Source organism: Streptomyces sp. NPDC087845 (assembly GCF_044742755.1).
In the GTDB taxonomy this organism is placed as follows: Bacteria; Actinomycetota; Actinomycetes; order Streptomycetales; family Streptomycetaceae; genus Streptomyces.
In genome coordinates this window covers 51,079-68,192 of sequence record NZ_JBIUVC010000028.1, presented here as the reverse complement: position 1 = coordinate 68,192, position 17,114 = coordinate 51,079, and the positions used below count along the sequence as shown (strand labels likewise).

Here is a 17,114-nt window from a genome sequence, read left to right as displayed (position 1 = left end):
TGCAACGTCGCACCGACGTCCGACGTCCGCGTCGTCGTCATCGACTGCACCGACACCGGCGCATCCCCGCCCACCGCAACCGACCCGACCTGGATCTTGCGGCTGACCCGCCGGTCGGCGAGCTTGGTCGGAACGGACGGAATTCCGAGAGAAATCGCAGTCATGCGCTGAGCATCCCCAAGGTGTGGATCAAGGTCCCGAGATCGGCGGGCTCCGGGTTTCGAGGTTACGGCACCGGCGGCGGCCCGGAGCACACCGCGTGCGGGAGTGCCCCGCGCAGGCGCCGCCCCGGACACGCGCTGTGCTCCGGGCGGTCACCCTCCGTGCGCCGGACCTGCCGGAGATCAGGAGATCTTGACCGGATTGACGATGTCGGCCACCAGCACCAGCAGGGTGAAACAGATGAAGACGCCCGCGACGACATAGGCGACCGGCATCAGCTTGGCCACGTCGAAGGGGCCCGGGTCGGGTCGCTTGAAGACCCGCGCCACATTCCGGCGCAGTGCCTCCCAGAGCGCTCCGGCGATGTGTCCGCCGTCGAGCGGGAGCAGCGGCAGCATGTTGAAGAGGAACAGCGAGAGGTTGAAGCCTGCCAGCAGGAACAGCATCATCGCGATCTGGTTCTGCGCCGGTACGTCCAGCGCCATCACCTCGCCGCCGATCCTCGCCGCGCCGACGACGCCCACCGGGGAGTCGGCCGCTCGCGGTCCGTCGCCGAAGGCGGCGTCCCACAGGTCGGGGATCTTGGACGGGAGGGCGATGATCGAGTCGACGCCGTTCTCGATCATGTCTCCCATGCGGACGACCGAGTCGCCGAAGGAGAGCGGCACGATCTCGGTCTGGGCGGCGAAGCCGAGGTAGCCGGCCTTCACGTACTCGCCCTCGACCACGTTGCCGTTGGAGTCCTTCTTCGCCACCGCGTTCTCCTTCAGCACGGCGTGGAGAGTCTTCTCCTGGCCGTCGCGCCGGACGGTGAGGGTGGCGGGACCGGTGGTGTCGCGGATCCTGTCGGAGAGCGTGGCCCAGTCGTCGACCTTCTGGCCGTCGAAGGCGACGATCCTGTCGCCCTTCTCGAGTCCCGCCGCCTGCGCGGGCGAGACCGCGTCGGACTTCTTGCAGGTGTCGCGGTTCTCGCTCTGCGGGATCACGCACTTCTGGACGCCCGCGACCTCGGTCGTCTGGGTCTGGAACCCGAAGGACATCGCCACACCGAGGAAGATCGCGACGGCGAGGACCAGGTTCATGAACGGTCCGGCGAACATCACGATGACGCGCTTCCACGGCTTGCGTGTGTAGAAGAGGCGCTTCTCGTCACCCGGTTCGATCTCTTCGAAGGCCGCGGACCTGGCGTCCTCGATCATGCCGCGCCACGGCGATGTGGACCGCGCCTCCAGGCGCCCGTCCGGTCCCGGCGGGAACATGCCGATCATGCGGATGTAGCCGCCGGCCGGGATGGCCTTGATCCCGTACTCGGTGTCGCCCTTCTTCCGCGACCAGATCGTCGGTCCGAAGCCGACCATGTACTGGGGGACGCGGATACCGAAGAGCTTCGCGGTCGACAGGTGCCCCAGTTCGTGCCAGGCGATCGAGAACAGCAGCCCGATGACGAAGACGACGATGCCCAGAATCGTCAACAGGACCGTCGAAATACTCATGCGCGCGCCTCCGCTGTCGCTTTCGCCGAGAGTTCACGGGCCCGGGCGCGTGCCCAGGTCTCCGCTTCGAGGACGTCTGCGACCGTGAGCGAAGTTCCCGTGGCGGGGGTGCCGTGTTCGGCCACCACCGCCGTGACCGTATCCATGATTCCGTTGAACGGCAGCTGTCCCGCCAGAAAAGCGTCGACGCATTCCTCGTTCGCGGCGTTGAACACGGCCGGGGCCGTGGCGCCGAGCGTACCGACGTGCCGGGCCAGTCCCACGGACGGGAAGGCCTCGTCGTCGAGAGGGAAGAACTCCCAGGTGGACGCCTTCGTCCAGTCGAAGGCGGGGGCGGCGTCCGGCACGCGCTGGGGCCAGCCGAGACCGATGGCGATCGGGCCTCTCATGTCCGGGGGTGTGGCCTGGGCGAGGGTGGAGCCGTCGGTGAACTCGACCATGGAGTGGACGTACGACTGGGGGTGGACCACGACCTCGATCCGGTCGAACGGGATGTCGTAGAGGAGGTGCGCCTCGATGACCTCCAGTCCCTTGTTGACCAGGGTGGCGGAGTTGATCGTGATGACCGGCCCCATGGCCCAGGTCGGGTGCGCGAGGGCCTCTTCCCGGGTGACGTCCACGAGTTCGCTCCTGGTGCGTCCCCGGAAGGGGCCGCCGGACGCGGTGACGACGAGCCTGCGTACGTCGGCGCGGGTGCCCGCGGCGAGTGCCTGGAAGAGCGCGGCGTGCTCGGAGTCGACCGGGATGATCTGGCCGGGCTCGGCCAGCGCCTTCACCAGCGGGCCGCCGACGATCAGCGACTCCTTGTTGGCCAGGGCGAGCGTGCGGCCCGCTTCGAGCGCGGCGAGCGTGGGGGCGAGACCGATCGAGCCGGTGATTCCGTTGAGTACGGTGTGGCAGTCGCCGGCGGCGAGTTGGGTGGCGGCTTCGGGCCCGGCCAGGATCTCGGGGAGCGGCTCGCCCGTCCCGTACTGCGCGCGCAGGGCCTCCCGGAGGGCCGGTACGGCGTCCGGTGCGGCGACGGCCACGGTGCGCACCCGCAGCTGCCGCGCCTGCTCGGCGAGGAGGGCGACCCGTCCGCCCGCGGCGGAGAGGCCGGTGACGCGGAAGCGGTCGGGGTTGCGCAGCACCAGGTCTATGGCCTGGGTGCCGATGGAACCGGTGGAGCCGAGGATGACGAGATCCCGGCGGCCTTCCGCGGCGTCGAAGACGAGGTGCGGGTCGGCGAGGGGGGCAGGGCTGTCGCTCATGCCCCCCATTGTGGCCGCATCGGCTGTGGGTGTGGACAGTGCGTCCCGGTCGCCGGCGGATCCGGCCCCGGGGCCGGCCGCTTCCGACGGCGCGCACTCGGTGGCCGCGCACCACGGCCCCGGCAGACTTCCCGCACATCTGCAACCACCACCGCTGCTGCGCCGCACTCGGAGGCCGGCCCCGATCAGCCGCGTGGACAACGCTGCGGGTCAATACACCTGGCGGCTCGTGGGTTCGGCGAACTCCGCGAAGGACTCGTGGAATCCGGGGAACGTCTTCCGTACGCAGCCGGGGTCGTCGAAGGTGATGCCAGGTACCCGCAGGCCGGTGACGGCGAACGACATGACGATGCGGTGGTCGCCGCGGGTGGCGATCTCGGTGGGGCGGGGGACGCCGGGGTGGATCTCGATCCAGTCCGGGCCCGTCTCGACCGTGATGCCCATCCGGCGGAGGTTCTCGGCGCACGCCTCCAGCCGGTCGCACTCCTTGACCCGGGTGTTGCCCACGTCCTCGATGCGCACGGGGCCCGAGGCGAAGGGGGCGAGCGCGGCCAGCGTCGGCATGGTGTCGGAGATGTCGCGCATGGCGACGGTGAGGCCCCCGAGGGAGCCGGTCGAGCGGACGGTGGTGGACCCGGCGGTGGTGTGCACCTCGGCGCCCATGCGGCGCAGTACGTCGACGAACCGCAGGTCGCCCTGGAGCGCGTCCGTGCCGAGGCCGGGGACGGTGATCTCACGGCCGGTGAGGGCCGCCGCGGCGAAGAAGTAGCTCGCGGTGGAGGCGTCGGGCTCGACGGCGTACGTGGTGGCCCGGTAGCCGCCGGGCGGGACGGTGAAGATGTTGCCGTCCGGGCCGCCGCGGGTCACCTCGGCCCCGAAGCTCCGCATCATCGCGAGAGTGATCTCGATGTACGGGGCGGAGACCAGGTCGGTGACGGTGATCCGGAGCCCCTCCGCCGTGAGCGGTCCGAGCATCAGCAGCGCGGTGAGGTACTGGGAGGACTCCCCCGCGTCCAGGGTGAGTTCGCCGCCCTTGATTCCGGACGCGCCGATCCGCAGCGGATGGTGGCCCTCGGCCCCGTCGTGGCGCAGGTCGACGCCGAGTGTGCGCAGGGCCTCGGTGAGCGGGGCGAGGGGGCGGCGGCGCATCTGGGCGGAGGCGTCGAAACGGTACGTGCCGGAGGGGGCGGCCGCGGCGAGGGTCGGCAGGAACCTGGCCGTGGTGGCGCCGTCCCGGCAGTGGACGTCGGCGTCGGTGACGGCGGGGCCCCCGGGGCGGCCCTCGATGTGCCAGCGGTCCGCTTCCTGCCCGACCCGGTAGCCGAGGCGCGCGAGCCCCTCGGCGAAGCCCTCGGTGTCGTCCGAGTGCAGGGGCCGTACGAGGGTGCTGGTGCCGTTCGCGGCGGCGGCGAGGAACAGGGCGCGCGCGGTGACGGACTTCGAGCCGGGGATGTGGATGACGGTCACGGGTCGTCATCCTGCCGTACCCCGCCCGGACGGGCGGGGTACGTCCGACGCGTGGACGCGGGCCCGCCCGGTGGGCCCGCGGGTCAGCGAACGGGGCGGTGGACGTTGTCCCGGACGGAGGCGCCCGGGGTGGCGTCGGCGATCCACGGACCGTCGCCGCTCGGATCGACGATGCCGTCCTCCAGCCAGGTGTACGTACCGGACAGGACGCCGTCGACCACACGCCGGTCCAGGTCGTCGGTGTTGGACCACAGGCGGGTGAAGAGTTCCTCGACCCGGACGCGGGACTGGCGGCAGAACGCGTCGGCGAGCTGGTAGGCCTCGCGGCCGTGGTCGTCGCGGGAGCGCAGCAGTTCGGCGCGGACGCAGGCGGCGCTCATCGCGAAGAGCTCCGCGCCGATGTCGACGATCCGGCCGAGGAAGCCCTGCTTGGTCTCCATCCGGCCCTGCCAGCGCGACATGGCGTAGAAGGTGGAGCGGGCCAGTTTGCGGGCGGAGCGTTCGACGTAGCGCAGATGGGCGGACAGATCCGGATGGCCGGAGGGGTTGAACTCCCCGTACGTACGCGGGAGTTGTCCCGGACCCGCAGCGAGCTTGGGGAGCCAGCGGGCGTAGAAACCGGCCGCGTTCACGCCCGCTTTAGCCTTGGCGGAGAGGGGTTTGTCGGGGTCGATGATGTCCCCGGCGACCTTCAGGTGGGCGTCGACGGCCTCACGGGCGATCAGCAGGTGCATGATCTCGGTGGAGCCCTCGAAGATCCGGTTGATCCGCAGATCGCGCAGGAGCTGTTCGGCGGGGACGGCCCGTTCGCCGCGGGCGGCGAGGGACGCCGCTGTCTCGAAGCCCCTGCCGCCCCGGATCTGGACCAGTTCGTCGGCCATCAGACAGCCCATCTCGGAGCCGTACAGCTTGGCGAGTGCCGCTTCGATCCGGATGTCGTTGCGGTTCTCGTCGGCCATCTGGGAGGAGAGGTCGACCACCGCTTCGAGCGCGAAGGTGGTGGCGGCGATGAAGGAGATCTTGGCGCCGACGGCCTCGTGCCGGGCGACCGGCCTGCCCCACTGCTCGCGCACCGCCGACCACTCACGGGCGATCTTCAGGCACCATTTCCCGGCGCCGACGCACATGGCGGGCAGCGAGAGCCGTCCGGTGTTGAGCGTGGTGAGGGCGATCTTGAGCCCCGCGCCTTCGGGGCCGATGCGGTTCGCGGCCGGGACCCGGACCCGGTGGAAGCGGGTGACGCCGTTCTCGATGCCGCGCAGGCCCATGAAGGCGTTGCGGTTCTCGACGGTGATGCCCGGGGAGTCCGCCTCGACGACGAACGCCGTGATGCCGCCCTTGTGGCCGTCCGACTTCGGGACCCGGGCCATCACGACGAGCAGGTCGGCGACGACCCCGTTGGTGGTCCACAGCTTCACACCGTCGAGGATGTAGTCCGATCCCTCGGGGACCGCCGAGGTGGCGAGCCGGGCCGGGTCGGAGCCGACGTCCGGTTCGGTGAGCAGGAACGCCGAGATGGCGGTGCTGGCCAGCCGGGGCAGGAAGGCGTCCTTCTGCTCCTGGCTGCCGAAGAGCTTCAGTGGCTGCGGTACGCCGATGGACTGGTGGGCGGAGAGCAGCGCACCGATCGCGGGGCTGGCGGAGCCGACGAGGGAGAGGGCCTTGTTGTAGTAGACCTGGGTCAGACCGAGGCCGCCGTACTTCGGCTCGATCTTCATCCCGAGCGCGCCGAGCTCCTTGAGGCCGTTGATCACCTCGTCGGGGATCCTGGCCTCACGCTCGATCAGGGCGCTGTCGATCCTGGTTTCGCAGAAGTCGCGCAGCCGGGCGAGGAACGCCTCGCCGCGCCGCACGTCGTCGGCGGGCGGCAGCGGATGCGGATGGATCAGGTCGAGACGGAAGCGCCCGAGGAAGAGTTCCTTCGCGAAACTGGGCTTGTGCCAGTCCTGTTCGCGCGCGGCCTCGGCCACTTGACGCGCTTCACGCTCGGTGACCTTGGGCGTGTTCTTCGGTGCGGATGGTGCGGACATGAGGAGCTCACCTCGCCGCGTTGTGGGGTGGGCGGACGCGGCCGGTCCGCGCGGAGCGCATGGCGCCGCCGAGCCGTACCAACCGGTGCTACGTGTCCTGATGTACCCGATTCCCGGCACTCCCACCATCCCCCGGACGCCGATCGGGTCGGGAGCCACTCCACTGGACAGCCCCGCGGTGACACGGCGGCCGGGCCGTGGGCGGGGCGGGGAAAGCAGGAACGGCTGGAGCCCCCGCACAGTGGGCTCCAGCCGTCTCCCTGCCGCTTGCTTCGTGCTGTCCAGGCGGATCGCAGGCGGCGCTGGTGGATCGATTCGATCCGGTTCGTGGACTACATGGATCCGCGCGGATCAGAGGGCGAGGCCGGTGAGGACCAGCACGCGCTCGTAGGTGTAGTCGTCCATGGCGTAGCGGACGCCCTCGCGGCCGACGCCGGACTGCTTGGCGCCGCCGTACGGCATCTGGTCCGCGCGGTAGGACGGGACGTCGCCGATGATCACGCCGCCGACCTCAAGGGCGCGGTGGGCGCGGAAAGCGGTCTGCAGGTCGTGCGTGAACACGCCTGCCTGGAGGCCGTACTTGGAGGAGTTGACCGCTGCGAACGCCTCGGCCTCGCCGTCCACCTTCTGCACGGACAGCACCGGTCCGAAGACCTCCTCGCCGGAGAGGGTGACGCCGTCCGGGAGCTCGGCGAGCACGGTCGGCGCGTAGGTGGCACCGTCCCGCTTGCCACCGGTGAGGAGCTGGGCACCGGCCTGCACGGCCTCGTCGACCCAGGACTCGACGCGCTTGGCGGCGTCCTCGCTGACCAGCGGGCCGACATCGGTGGCGGCGTCGGACGGGTCGCCGGTGACCTGGGCCTCGACGGCCGCGACGATCTTCGGGACGAGCCGGTCGTAGACCGAGGCGTCCGCGATGACGCGCTGCACCGAGATGCAGGACTGGCCGCCCTGGTAGTTGGAGAAGGTCGCGATACGGTTCGCGGCCCAGTCCAGGTCCTCGTCGGAGGCGTAGTCGCCGAGGACGACCGCCGCGCCGTTGCCGCCGAGCTCCAGGGTGCAGTGCTTGCGCGGCACGGACTCCAGGATCGAGTAGCCGACGGGGCCGGAACCGGTGAAGGAGATGACCGGCAGGCGCTCGTCCTGCACCAGGGCGGGCATCCGGTCGTTGGGGACCGTCAGCACGGACCACGAACCGGCCGGCAGGTCGGTCTCGGCCAGCAGCTCGCCCAGGATCAGCGACGAGATCGGGGTGGCCGGGGCGGGCTTCAGGATGATCGGGGCACCGACGGCGATGGCCGGGGCCACCTTGTGGGCGCTCAGGTTCAGCGGGAAGTTGAAGGGCGCGATGCCGAGGACCGTGCCGCGCGGGAAGCGCCGGGTCAGGCCGAGACGGCCGGTGCCGCCCGCGTCGGTGTCGAGGCGCTGGGCGTCGCCGCCGTTGAAGCGGCGGGCCTCCTCGGAGGCGAACCGGAACACGGAGACGGCACGGCCGACCTCACCGCGGGCCCACTTGATGGGCTTGCCGTTCTCGGCGGAGATCAGCTGGGCGATCTCCTCGGTGCGCTCCACCAGGCGCCGTACGACGTGGTCGAGCGCGGCGGCCCGGACGTGGGCCGGGGTCGCGGCGAACTCCTCGCGCACGGCGTGCGCGGCCGCGACGGCCTCCTCGATCTGGGCGTCGGTCGGCACGCTGACGGTGCCGACGAGACGGCCGTCCCAGGGATTGGTGACGTCGAAGCTGTCCTCGCCGGTGGCCTGGCGGCCGGCGAGCCAGAAGGCGTGGGTGGAGGTCATGGAGGTTCCGGCCCTTCGAAGACGTGGGGTGTGGTGCCCCCACCGTAGGGCCGCACGGCCGTCTTGGCGTTTGTCCGGCATGGAGCAGAACCCGGCGGGGACACTCCGGTTTGTCGGATGCGCCGACGGGGGCGCGGGGCCTTCCGGCAGGGGTGCGGCGCCGGGCGACGACCGGGATCGCACGGCCTTCCCGGCAGCAGCCGCCACGTCGCCTCCCACGCCGCCTCCGGGGGAAGGCGTCCGGTCCTGCTGCGACGGGTACGGCGGCGACGGCTACGGCTACGGCTACGGCGGCGAGTGCCCGGCCCCGCGGGCGCCGCTATCCCTGGGGCGTCGTCGGAGAGCTCGTCGCCTTCAGGGCCAGCCACAACTCCATCCGGACGTCCGGATCGTCCAGGGAGCGGCCCAGGATCTCCTCCACCCGGCGCATCCGGTAGCGCAGGGTGTGGCGGTGCACGCCCAGGTCGGCCGCCGCCGCGTCCCACTGGCCGTGGTGGGAGAGCCACGCCCGCAGTGAGGCGACCAGGTCGCCGCGGCCCTTGGCGTCGTGCTCGTGCAGGGCGCGGAGCATTCCGTCGGCGAAGGCCCGTACGGCGTCGTCCGCGAGGAGCGGCAGCACCGAGCCGGTCGCCAGCTCCTCGTGCTCGACCAGCGCCCTGCCCCGGCGGCGGGCCACCGACAGGGCCTGTTCGGCCTGCTTGTACGCGGCGGAGACGGCGATGGGGCCCGCCGGTGCGGAGAGGCCCACGACCACCTGGCCCTCCTCCGCCGCCGCCGGTTCGCGCGGGGGCCGTTCCGCATGGGCCTCCTGCGCCTCCGCGAACGCCGTGCAGGCGGCGACCGCGGCTCCGCCGTCCGCGGCCAGGACGACGAGCCGTTCGCCCTCGGGCACGGCCAGCAGCGCCTCGCCGGTCCGGAAGGCCGCCGCCTCCATCGCCTCGCCCAGCGCCGCCGGTGTCGCGGGGGCGGACGCCTCGGCGATGAGCAGCCGGAACGGGGCGTCGAGCAGCCCCCCGTACAGATCCCCGGCGACGGCCCGCGCGTGGTCCGGCTGGCCGGCGAGCAGCATGCGCAGCACCGCCGCGCCCAGCCGTTGCTCCGCGCCCTGGAGGGACCGGGAGCGGGCCGTGGTCAGGGTCAGCAGGGCGACCGCCGAGTGCACGGCGTACCGCTCGGCGGTGCCGGGTGCCGCACCCGTGCCGACGGCGAGTGCGCCCCGGACCCGGCGGCCGGTGCCCAGGGACTGGAGCTCGACCCGGTCCTCGGTCCCGCCGACGACCATGCTGGCCGGGGCGAGCCGCTCCCGCAGCCGTTCCACATCGGGGGTGAGCCGGGCGGCGCGGCGGGCGGCCCACTCGGGGGCCGCGGCGACGACCGCGCCGGAGGCGTCGTACAGCGCGGCCCAGCCGTCGACATGGGCCGCGAGCCGGGTGAGGAGCTCGCCGGGGCCGTCGCCCGAGAGTGCGGCCTTCGTCAGCTCCCGCTGGGCCTCGAACCCCGCGGTCACAGCCCGGTACTGATCGGCGGCGATCGCCGACGACACGGCCTTGGCGATGGCGAGGAACGGGGTGCGGCGCGGCACTTCGAGGAGCGGCAGTCCGGCTTCCTCGGCGGCGTCGACCAGGGCCTGCGGTACGTCGTCGTAGTGGACGCCGACGGCGAAGCCCAGTCCGACGACTCCGGCTCCGGCCAGCCGCCGCACGTAGCGCCGCATCGCCTCGGGATTCTCGGCGTCGAGGTTGGTGGCGGTGACGAGCAGGAGTTCGCCGCCCTCCATGTAGGGGACGGGGTCGGTCAGCTCGCTGGCATGCGCCCAGCGGACGGGCGCGTCGAGCCGGTCCGCCCCCGCACGCACCGTGAGTTTGAGCGCCGAATGCTGGACGAGCGAGGCGAGAGTGGGGGGCATGGGGACCGTGGGACCTCAGGGAGTCGATTTTCGCCGTCCCGTATGAACGGCTCCCCTCGATTCTGCCAGGGCGGCAGGGTCCGGGGTAGCCGCTCTCACGCCCCGGGCTCCGCCCCCGTACCGCTCAGCCGCTCAGCCGCTCAGGTCCACCAGCAGCGGCGGCGCGTGCTCCCCCCGTACGGTCGTCAGGGACAGCACCGCGTGTCCGGCCGGCACCCGGTGGGCCAGTTCGGAGGCCGACCAGCGCTCCCGCTCGACCTGCCGCACGGTCACCGCGTCCGTGGTGACGGCCTTGCCGGTGACCAGCTTGCGGAAGGCGTGGATGGCCCGGGTCATCGGCTGGTCGGCGAAGACCGTGCGCTGGGTGACGTCGCGGGTCTCGACCCACTCCGTTCCCCAGGCCTCGGCGAACTTCTTCCCGTCCCACGTGGTGATCCCGGAGAACGCCATCCGGCAGCCGACCGCGCCGAGCAGCGCCGTGTGCAACTGCTCGGGCACGTCGTCGAGGGTGCGCAGGGTGAGTACGGCCCCGGCGTGCGCGGAGCGCAGCCGCTGGACTCCGCGGACGGTGTCGGGGGTGAGGGTGCGGGTCGCGTCGTCGAGGACCAGGCAGGCGAAGAGGGAGCGGTCGGCACGGGCGGCGGCGCTCGCGGTGAACTGGGCGAGGACCAGACGGGCCAGCACCCGGGAGGCCTCGGCGTGGCCGCGTTCGGGCAGGTCGATCCGGACCCGGAGCGGGTGCTCCAGGGCGCGCGGCGAGAAGGGGCGGGTCTTGCCCGTGGTGTCGAAGAACTCGGTGAAGGCGGGCCGGTCGAGCAGTGCCACCCGGTCGGCGAGCGCCGGGCCCGGGTCGCCGGGCGCCCCGGCCTGGCGGGCGCGGCCGTCGAGTTCGCGCCGCATTCCGGGGTGCCCCGCGGCGTCGAGCACCTCCCGCAGCGCGGTGAGGGCCTCGGGTACGCCGTCCAGGAGTTCGCGCAGTTCCGGTACGGAGGGGAAGCGGCCGTGGGCGGCCCGGAAGGGGCCGAGAAGCTGGGCGAGGGCCGTGGCGGCGCGCCGGCTGTCCACCTCGGGGAGGTCACCGACGAGGCCGTCGGCGAGAACGGTCGCGGCCTCGTCGGGGTCGGTGGTGCCGCCGTACAGGTCGAGGTCGTGCACGGAGGACGGGTCGCCGATCTTGATGACGACGTCGAATCCCTGGTCGCCGCCGAGCTGGGTACCGGCGGCGCACACGGCGACGACGGCGGCCTGTCCGGCGAGCGCCTGCAGAGCGAGGGATTCGACGACGGGCCGGATCAGGGCCCGGCTCTTGCCCGCTCCGGGCGGTCCGACGGCGAGCAGGGACGTGCCCAGCAGCCCGGGATCGAGGGCGATGCCGCTGCCCCGGCGGGCGTACGGGTTGCGCTCGCCGTCCTCGACGGTGCCGAGCCTGACCTGCTGGACCAGCAGATCGTGCCGGGCGGCGCGGACCGGGAGGTCACGCGCGCCCGAGGGGTGGGTGCAGGCGGCGGAGCCGTTGCGGAGCACGGTGTCGGTGAAGGCGGAGAGGCGGGCGTGGTCGGCGCGAACGGACGTCCAGGCACGGCGGATGCGGGCGTAGTCGACGTCGTTCATCCGCCCGGACCTGGTCTCCCCGGCGAGTTTGGCGGCGGCCTGGTGCTGTCCGGCGGCGCGCAGGTCGGGCCATTCGGCCGGGTCGTCCTCGCCGCCCTCGACGACGGCGTCCGCACCGGCGGGCATCTCCGGTTTTGCCGTGTCGCGGGCGTCCCGGCCGGGTGCCGGCTGCGGGGACCGGTTGCGGCGCCATGCCTCGGCCCAGCGCCCCAGCCCGGCGAACGGCCACACGATCACCAGGGTGAGCAGGACGTACAGCCCATAGCTGATCACCGGGGACATCGGCTGGTCGGGGCCCAGCCAGGAGCCGGGAACCAGGCCGAAGGCCAGTCCCATCCCCGGCACGGTCCCGTTCCAGACGAGGGTCCAGACCAGCAGCGCGCCGACCGCCGCACCGACCGCCCGTGCCGCGGCGCCCCGGGCGGCGACGCAGCGCTCGAAGGCGGCCGGCCAGTTGCCCAGCCGGCCGAATCCGTAGACGAGGCCCCCGATGATCAGCAGCCGGTAGATGTCGAGGGCGCGGACCGCGCCCCGGGTCTGCGGTGCGTCGCCGAAGGGCCCCCACCAGTCGCCGGGGGTGAAGAGCTTCAGCGGGACCCGCCAGTACGGGATGTAGTTGTTGCGCCAGAGCGACCAGACGAGGACGCAGGCCAGCAGCGAGATCACCGCGCCGCTCACCAGCGTGCGGTCCGGGGTGCGCTCCTTCTCCTCGGCGGGCCGGGGGGCATGGCCGAGCCGCCAGACACCGGGTTCCGCGGCGGGCCTCGGGATGCGGAGCCAGTCCCCCAGGGAGGGGCCCGTGGCGGGGGCGTATCCCGGCCTGGGCGGCAGTCCGGGAGGCGGCGGGCCCGCCGGACGCGGCACCGGTGGACCCGAGCGGGTGGAGCGTGAGTCGTACGTGCCCTCGGTGTCCATGTGCTGTCCCTCGTCCCCTGACCAGCGCCGACCGGTAACTCCGGGCGCACGCGCCCGAAGTCATCAATCTAGTGCCCCGGGCCACCCCGTCGGACGCGGTCCGGCGGGAAGTCTCCGCCCGTGCCCCGGGAGCCTGAGGACCCGTCCGCGCGCCGCCGCGGCCCGGCCCCGCACCCCTCGCTATGTCCGTGGCGGACAACGGCGTCCGGCCACCACTCCCGAACGGAACATGCCACACCCCCGGGCCCGCCCATAGCCTGCAGGAAGAGAAGCGTCCGAAACACCCCACAGGAGCCCCTCATGACCGCAATTCCGCAGGAGCGCCGCGTCGTCACTGCCATTCCCGGCCCGAAGTCGGTGGAGCTGCAGGCCCGCCGTCTCGCGACGGTGGCCGCAGGTGTGGGCTCCACCCTGCCGGTGTTCACCGCCCGCGCCGGTGGCGGGATCATCGAGGACGTGGACGGCAACCGTCTGATCGACCTCGGTTCCGGTATCGCCGTGACGTCGGTCGGCGCCTCCGCCGAGGCCGTCGTGCGCCGTGCGTCCGCGCAGCTCGCCGACTTCACCCACACCTGTTTCATGGTCACGCCGTACGAGGGGTACGTCGAGGTCTGCGAGCAGCTCGCCGAGCTGACGCCGGGCGACCACGCGAAGAAGTCCGCGCTGTTCAACTCGGGGGCCGAGGCCGTCGAGAACGCGGTGAAGATCGCCCGCGCCTACACCAAGCGCACTGCGGTCGTCGTCTTCGACCACGGCTACCACGGCCGCACCAACCTCACGATGGCGCTGACCGCGAAGAACATGCCGTACAAGCAGGGCTTCGGCCCGTTCGCGCCCGAGGTCTACCGGGTGCCGGTGGCGTACGGCTACCGCTGGCCGACCGGTGCCGAGAACGCCGGTGCGGAGGCGTCCGCCCAGGCCATCGACCAGATCACCAAGCAGATCGGGGCGGACAACGTCGCCGCGATCATCATCGAGCCGGTGCTCGGTGAGGGCGGCTTCATCGAGCCGGCCAAGGGCTTCCTCCCGGCGATCGCCCAGTTCGCCAAGGACAACGGAATCGTCTTCGTCGCGGACGAGATCCAGTCCGGCTTCTGCCGTACCGGCCAGTGGTTCGCCTGTGAGGACGAGGGCATCGTCCCCGACCTGATCACCACCGCCAAGGGCATCGCGGGCGGGCTTCCGCTCTCCGCCGTGACCGGCCGCGCCGAGATCATGGACGCCGCCCACGCCGGTGGCCTCGGTGGCACCTACGGCGGAAACCCGGTGGCCTGCGCGGGTGCGCTCGGCGCCATCGAGACGATGCGCGAGCTGGACCTGAACGGGAAGGCGAAGCGCATCGAGGAGGTCATGAAGGGCCGCCTCGCCGAGATGCAGGCGAAGCTGCCGAACGGCGATGTCATCGGTGACATCCGCGGCCGCGGCGCGATGATCGCGATCGAGCTGGTGAAGTCCGGCACGAAGGACCCGAACCCGGAGGCCGCCGCGAAGCTCGCCAAGGCCTGCCACACGGAGGGCGTGCTGGTCCTCACCTGCGGCACGTACGGCAACGTCCTGCGCTTCCTCCCGCCGCTGGTGATCGGCGAGGACCTGCTGAACGAGGCCCTCGACGTCATCGAGCAGGCTTTCGGCCAGATCTGATCTGTGCGAATCCCCCGGCGGTGGCGGACTGCGTTTCCGCCGGGGATGCAGGGCCCGCGTGAGGGCCTGTGAAGAAGGTGTGGGGGGGCGATGGCGGGATCTGTTTCCGCCTGTCGGTCCCCCGTCCGCTGACGTACGGTTTCCGCAGATGAGAGAAACACCCCGCCCGCAGGGGACTGCCGGCGACGCCGGGACGGAGCTTCCCCAGCACCGTCCTGGCCGTGCCTTCGCGCACACCACTGGAGCCTCTGGCTCCGGAACTCCTCACCGATCGGATGGCCGCCCGCCCCAGACCCCCCGGGGCGCGCGGCAAACCGGTCCGACCGGCCGCCCCGGAACCACCCCCCCTGTTCCCGGGCGGCCGGCTCTTCTCGTTTCCGCGGCGTCCTGTCTCCTGGCGCTCTTCGCGCTCACCACCTGGCAGGTCGCGGCCGACGGCCCGCTGCGCGGGGCGGACGAGCGGATCGCGCGGGCCGTCGTCGGACACGGCCCCGCTCCCCCGACCGAATTCCTCGCCGATCTCGGCAACATGCAGATCGCGCTCCCCGTGCTGGGCTGCGCGATCGTCTGGGCGCTGGTGCGCGGCGCCCGCCGGGAGCCGCTGTACGCGGCGCTCACCATGGCGGCGGTGCCCCTCCTCGTCGTCCCGCTGAAGGACTGGATCGCCCGGCCCGGGCCGCTGACCGACGCCATCGGCTACTACCCGTCCGGCCACGCGGCGACGGCCGCGGTGGCGTACGGGGCGGCGGCGCTGCTCACCGCGCCGTACACGGGGCGGGCGTGGATGATGCCCGTCGCCGCTGTCCTGCTGACCACGGCGACGGGCATCGGTCTGGTGCTGCGCGGCTACCACTGGCCGCTGGACGTGCTGGGCAGTTGGTTCCTGTGCGGGCTGCTGCTTCTGCCCCTGGGGCTCAGCCGCCGGACCGGGTACCGGTTCCGCCGGCCGTCGCCGTAGGCGTCAGCTGCCGAAATAGGCGTCGAAGTTCTTCGAGAACTCCCCGTTGTTGAAGCGGTCCCAGTTGATCGACCACGTCATCAGTCCGCGCAGCCCCGGCCACGTGCCGTGCGTGGCGTACGAGCCGCAGTCGGTCTTCTTCGTCAGGCAGTTCAGCGCCTTGGTGACCTCGGCGGGCGAGGTGTAGCCGTTGCCCGCCTGGGTGGAGGCGGGCAGGCCGATGGAGACCTGGTCGGGACGGAGCCCCGGGAAGACCTTGGTCTGGTCGCCCGCCACCGGGAATCCGGCAAGCAGCATGTCGGTCATGGCGATGTGGAAGTCCGCGCCGCCCATCGAGTGGTACTGGTTGTCCAGGCCCATGATGGAGCCCGAGTTGTAGTCCTGGACGTGCAGCAGGGTCAGGTCGTCGCGCAGCGCGTGGATGACCGGGAGGTAGGCACCGGCGCGGGGGTCCTGGCCGCCCCAGGGGCCCGAGCCGTAGTACTGGTGGCCGAGCTGCACGAAGAAGGTCTCGGGGGCCATGGTGAGGACGAACTTGTCGCCGTACTTGGCCTTGAGGGTCTTCACCGCGGAGATCAGGTTGACGATGACCGGGGTGGTGGGGTTGCGGAAGTCGGTGTCCCCGGTGTTCAGCGAGAGCGAGTGACCCTCGAAGTCGATGTCGAGGCCGTCCAGACCGTACTCGTCGATGATCTTGCTGACCGAGGAGACGAAGGTGTCACGGGCGGCGGTGGTGGAGAGCTGCACCTGGCCGTTCTGACCGCCGATGGAGATCAGCACCTTCTTCCCCGCGGCCTGCTTGGCCTTGATGGCCGCCTTGAACTCGGCCGCCGACTCGACGTTCGGGCACTCGCTGACCGGGCAGAGCGAGAAGCGGATGTCGCCGGAGGTGACCGAGGTCGGCTCGCCGAAGGCCAGGTCGATGACGTCCCAGGAGTCGGGCACGTCCGCCATCCGCGTGTAGCCGGAGCCGTTGGCGAAGCTGGAGTGCAGATAGCCGACGAGCGCGTGGGCGGGCAGGGAGCCGCCCCCGCCGCCTCCGCCGCCCGCCGTGGTGGTGGCGGAGACGGCGGCGGATTTGGCGGACTCACCGGCGGAGTTGGTCGCGGCGACCTGGAAGCTGTACGCGGTCGACGCGGCCAGGCCCGTCACGGTGGCGGAGGTGCCGGTGACCGAGAGGACCTTCGCGCCGCCCCGGTAGACGTTGTAGCCGGTGGCGCCCGAGGAGCCGGTCCAGGAGAGGTCGACCGAGGAGGCGGTGGCCGTGCCGGCCTTCAGCCCGGTGGGGGTGGCCGGGAGTTCGGCCGGGTCGCCGCCGGGGCCGATCAGGGTGAGGTCGTCGGCGTAGTAGGCGGGGGTGCCGTACCAGCCGTGGGTGTAGACGGTCACCGAGGTGGTGGCGGGCCCGGTCCTGAAGGTGGTGGTGAGCTGCTTCCAGTCGGCCGCCGACTGTGTCCAGGTGGACACGTCGGTCGTGCCCGTGCCGTCCGCGCCGAGGTAGACGTAACTGCCCTGTACCCAGGCGCTCAGCGTGTACGTGGAGTCCGGCTTGACCGTCACGGACTGGGAGCATCTGGCGTTGTCGCCGCCGGAGGGGGTCGCCTTCAGCGCCGAAGTGCCGGTGCGGACAGGAGTGCTGACGGCGGCTCCGCTGCCGGCGGTACAGCTCCAGCCGTCGAGTCCGGCCTCGAAGCCGCCGTTGCGCGCCAGATCGGAGTCGGCCGCGGCGGCGGACGGGGCGGCGGCGAGGCCACCGGCGGTGAGCAGGGCCGCCGAGAAGGCGGCCAGAAGTCCGGTCAATCGGGCGGGGGGTCCCGTGCGTTCCACAACGGCCTCCGTGCATGGGGGAATTGAGTGCGGCGGCCACAACATGGTCCAGACCAA

11 protein-coding genes and 1 pseudogene are annotated in these 17,114 nt (G+C 72.1%); 3 read left to right on the top strand and 9 right to left on the bottom strand.

Going from position 1 to position 17,114, the window contains the following annotated elements:
* From ACIOMQ_RS38645 to dxr, 3 genes are all read right to left on the bottom strand, one after another.
* A partial coding sequence (locus ACIOMQ_RS38645) for a flavodoxin-dependent (E)-4-hydroxy-3-methylbut-2-enyl-diphosphate synthase (protein ID WP_362209164.1) occupies positions 1 to 164 on the bottom strand: 164 nt, incomplete at its 3' end.
* A 180-nt stretch (positions 165 to 344) separates the two neighbouring features.
* On the bottom strand, positions 345 to 1,655 hold the full coding sequence (locus tag ACIOMQ_RS38640) for a site-2 protease family protein (RefSeq protein ID WP_362209029.1): 1,311 nt from the start codon (positions 1,653 to 1,655) through the stop codon (positions 345 to 347).
* Positions 1,652 to 2,905: a 1-deoxy-D-xylulose-5-phosphate reductoisomerase gene (dxr, locus tag ACIOMQ_RS38635; protein WP_401268925.1), complete on the bottom strand. Its 1,254-nt coding sequence runs from the start codon at positions 2,903 to 2,905 to the stop codon at positions 1,652 to 1,654. Before dxr ends, ACIOMQ_RS38640 begins: the two co-directional genes overlap by 4 nt.
* Positions 2,906 to 3,012: 107 nt before the next feature.
* Here dxr and ACIOMQ_RS38630 point away from each other — a divergent pair.
* Positions 3,013 to 3,125, top strand: a pseudogene (locus ACIOMQ_RS38630) (IS481 family transposase); the annotation flags it as partial.
* On the opposite strand, the gene aroA reads toward ACIOMQ_RS38630, so the two are convergent.
* The 5 genes from aroA to ACIOMQ_RS38605 form a co-directional block, all read right to left on the bottom strand.
* Complete coding sequence (aroA, locus tag ACIOMQ_RS38625) at positions 3,116 to 4,372, bottom strand: 3-phosphoshikimate 1-carboxyvinyltransferase (RefSeq protein ID WP_362209034.1); 1,257 nt, start codon at positions 4,370 to 4,372, stop codon at positions 3,116 to 3,118. The pseudogene ACIOMQ_RS38630 and the gene aroA overlap by 10 nt on opposite strands.
* A gap of 83 nt (positions 4,373 to 4,455) precedes the next feature.
* Positions 4,456 to 6,402 carry an acyl-CoA dehydrogenase family protein gene (locus tag ACIOMQ_RS38620; protein WP_402192440.1) on the bottom strand — a complete coding sequence of 649 codons (1,947 nt, stop codon included), beginning with the start codon at positions 6,400 to 6,402 and terminating at the stop codon, positions 4,456 to 4,458.
* A 351-nt stretch (positions 6,403 to 6,753) separates the two neighbouring features.
* Entirely contained in the window at positions 6,754 to 8,199 is a 1,446-nt protein-coding gene (locus tag ACIOMQ_RS38615) for an aldehyde dehydrogenase family protein (protein ID WP_362209038.1), read from the bottom strand.
* A gap of 319 nt (positions 8,200 to 8,518) precedes the next feature.
* Complete coding sequence (locus ACIOMQ_RS38610) at positions 8,519 to 10,105, bottom strand: PucR family transcriptional regulator (protein WP_401268935.1); 1,587 nt, start codon at positions 10,103 to 10,105, stop codon at positions 8,519 to 8,521.
* Positions 10,106 to 10,237: 132 nt separating this feature from the next.
* The gene (locus ACIOMQ_RS38605; RefSeq protein ID WP_402192437.1) at positions 10,238 to 12,631 is read right to left on the bottom strand and encodes an ATP/GTP-binding protein; all 2,394 of its coding nucleotides are present in this window, start codon (positions 12,629 to 12,631) and stop codon (positions 10,238 to 10,240) included.
* Between the two features lie 300 nt (positions 12,632 to 12,931).
* Here ACIOMQ_RS38605 and gabT point away from each other — a divergent pair, with 300 nt between their 5' ends.
* Positions 12,932 to 14,272: a 4-aminobutyrate--2-oxoglutarate transaminase gene (gabT, locus tag ACIOMQ_RS38600; protein WP_402192434.1), complete on the top strand. Its 1,341-nt coding sequence runs from the start codon at positions 12,932 to 12,934 to the stop codon at positions 14,270 to 14,272.
* 148 nt (positions 14,273 to 14,420) lie between these two features.
* A complete protein-coding gene (locus ACIOMQ_RS38595; RefSeq protein ID WP_402192432.1) occupies positions 14,421 to 15,230 on the top strand; it encodes a phosphatase PAP2 family protein in 810 nt (269 codons plus the stop codon).
* A gap of 3 nt (positions 15,231 to 15,233) precedes the next feature.
* Here ACIOMQ_RS38595 and ACIOMQ_RS38590 read toward each other — a convergent pair whose 3' ends face one another.
* A complete protein-coding gene (locus ACIOMQ_RS38590; protein WP_401268942.1) occupies positions 15,234 to 17,057 on the bottom strand; it encodes a chitinase in 1,824 nt (607 codons plus the stop codon).
* Positions 17,058 to 17,114 lie beyond the last annotated feature (57 nt).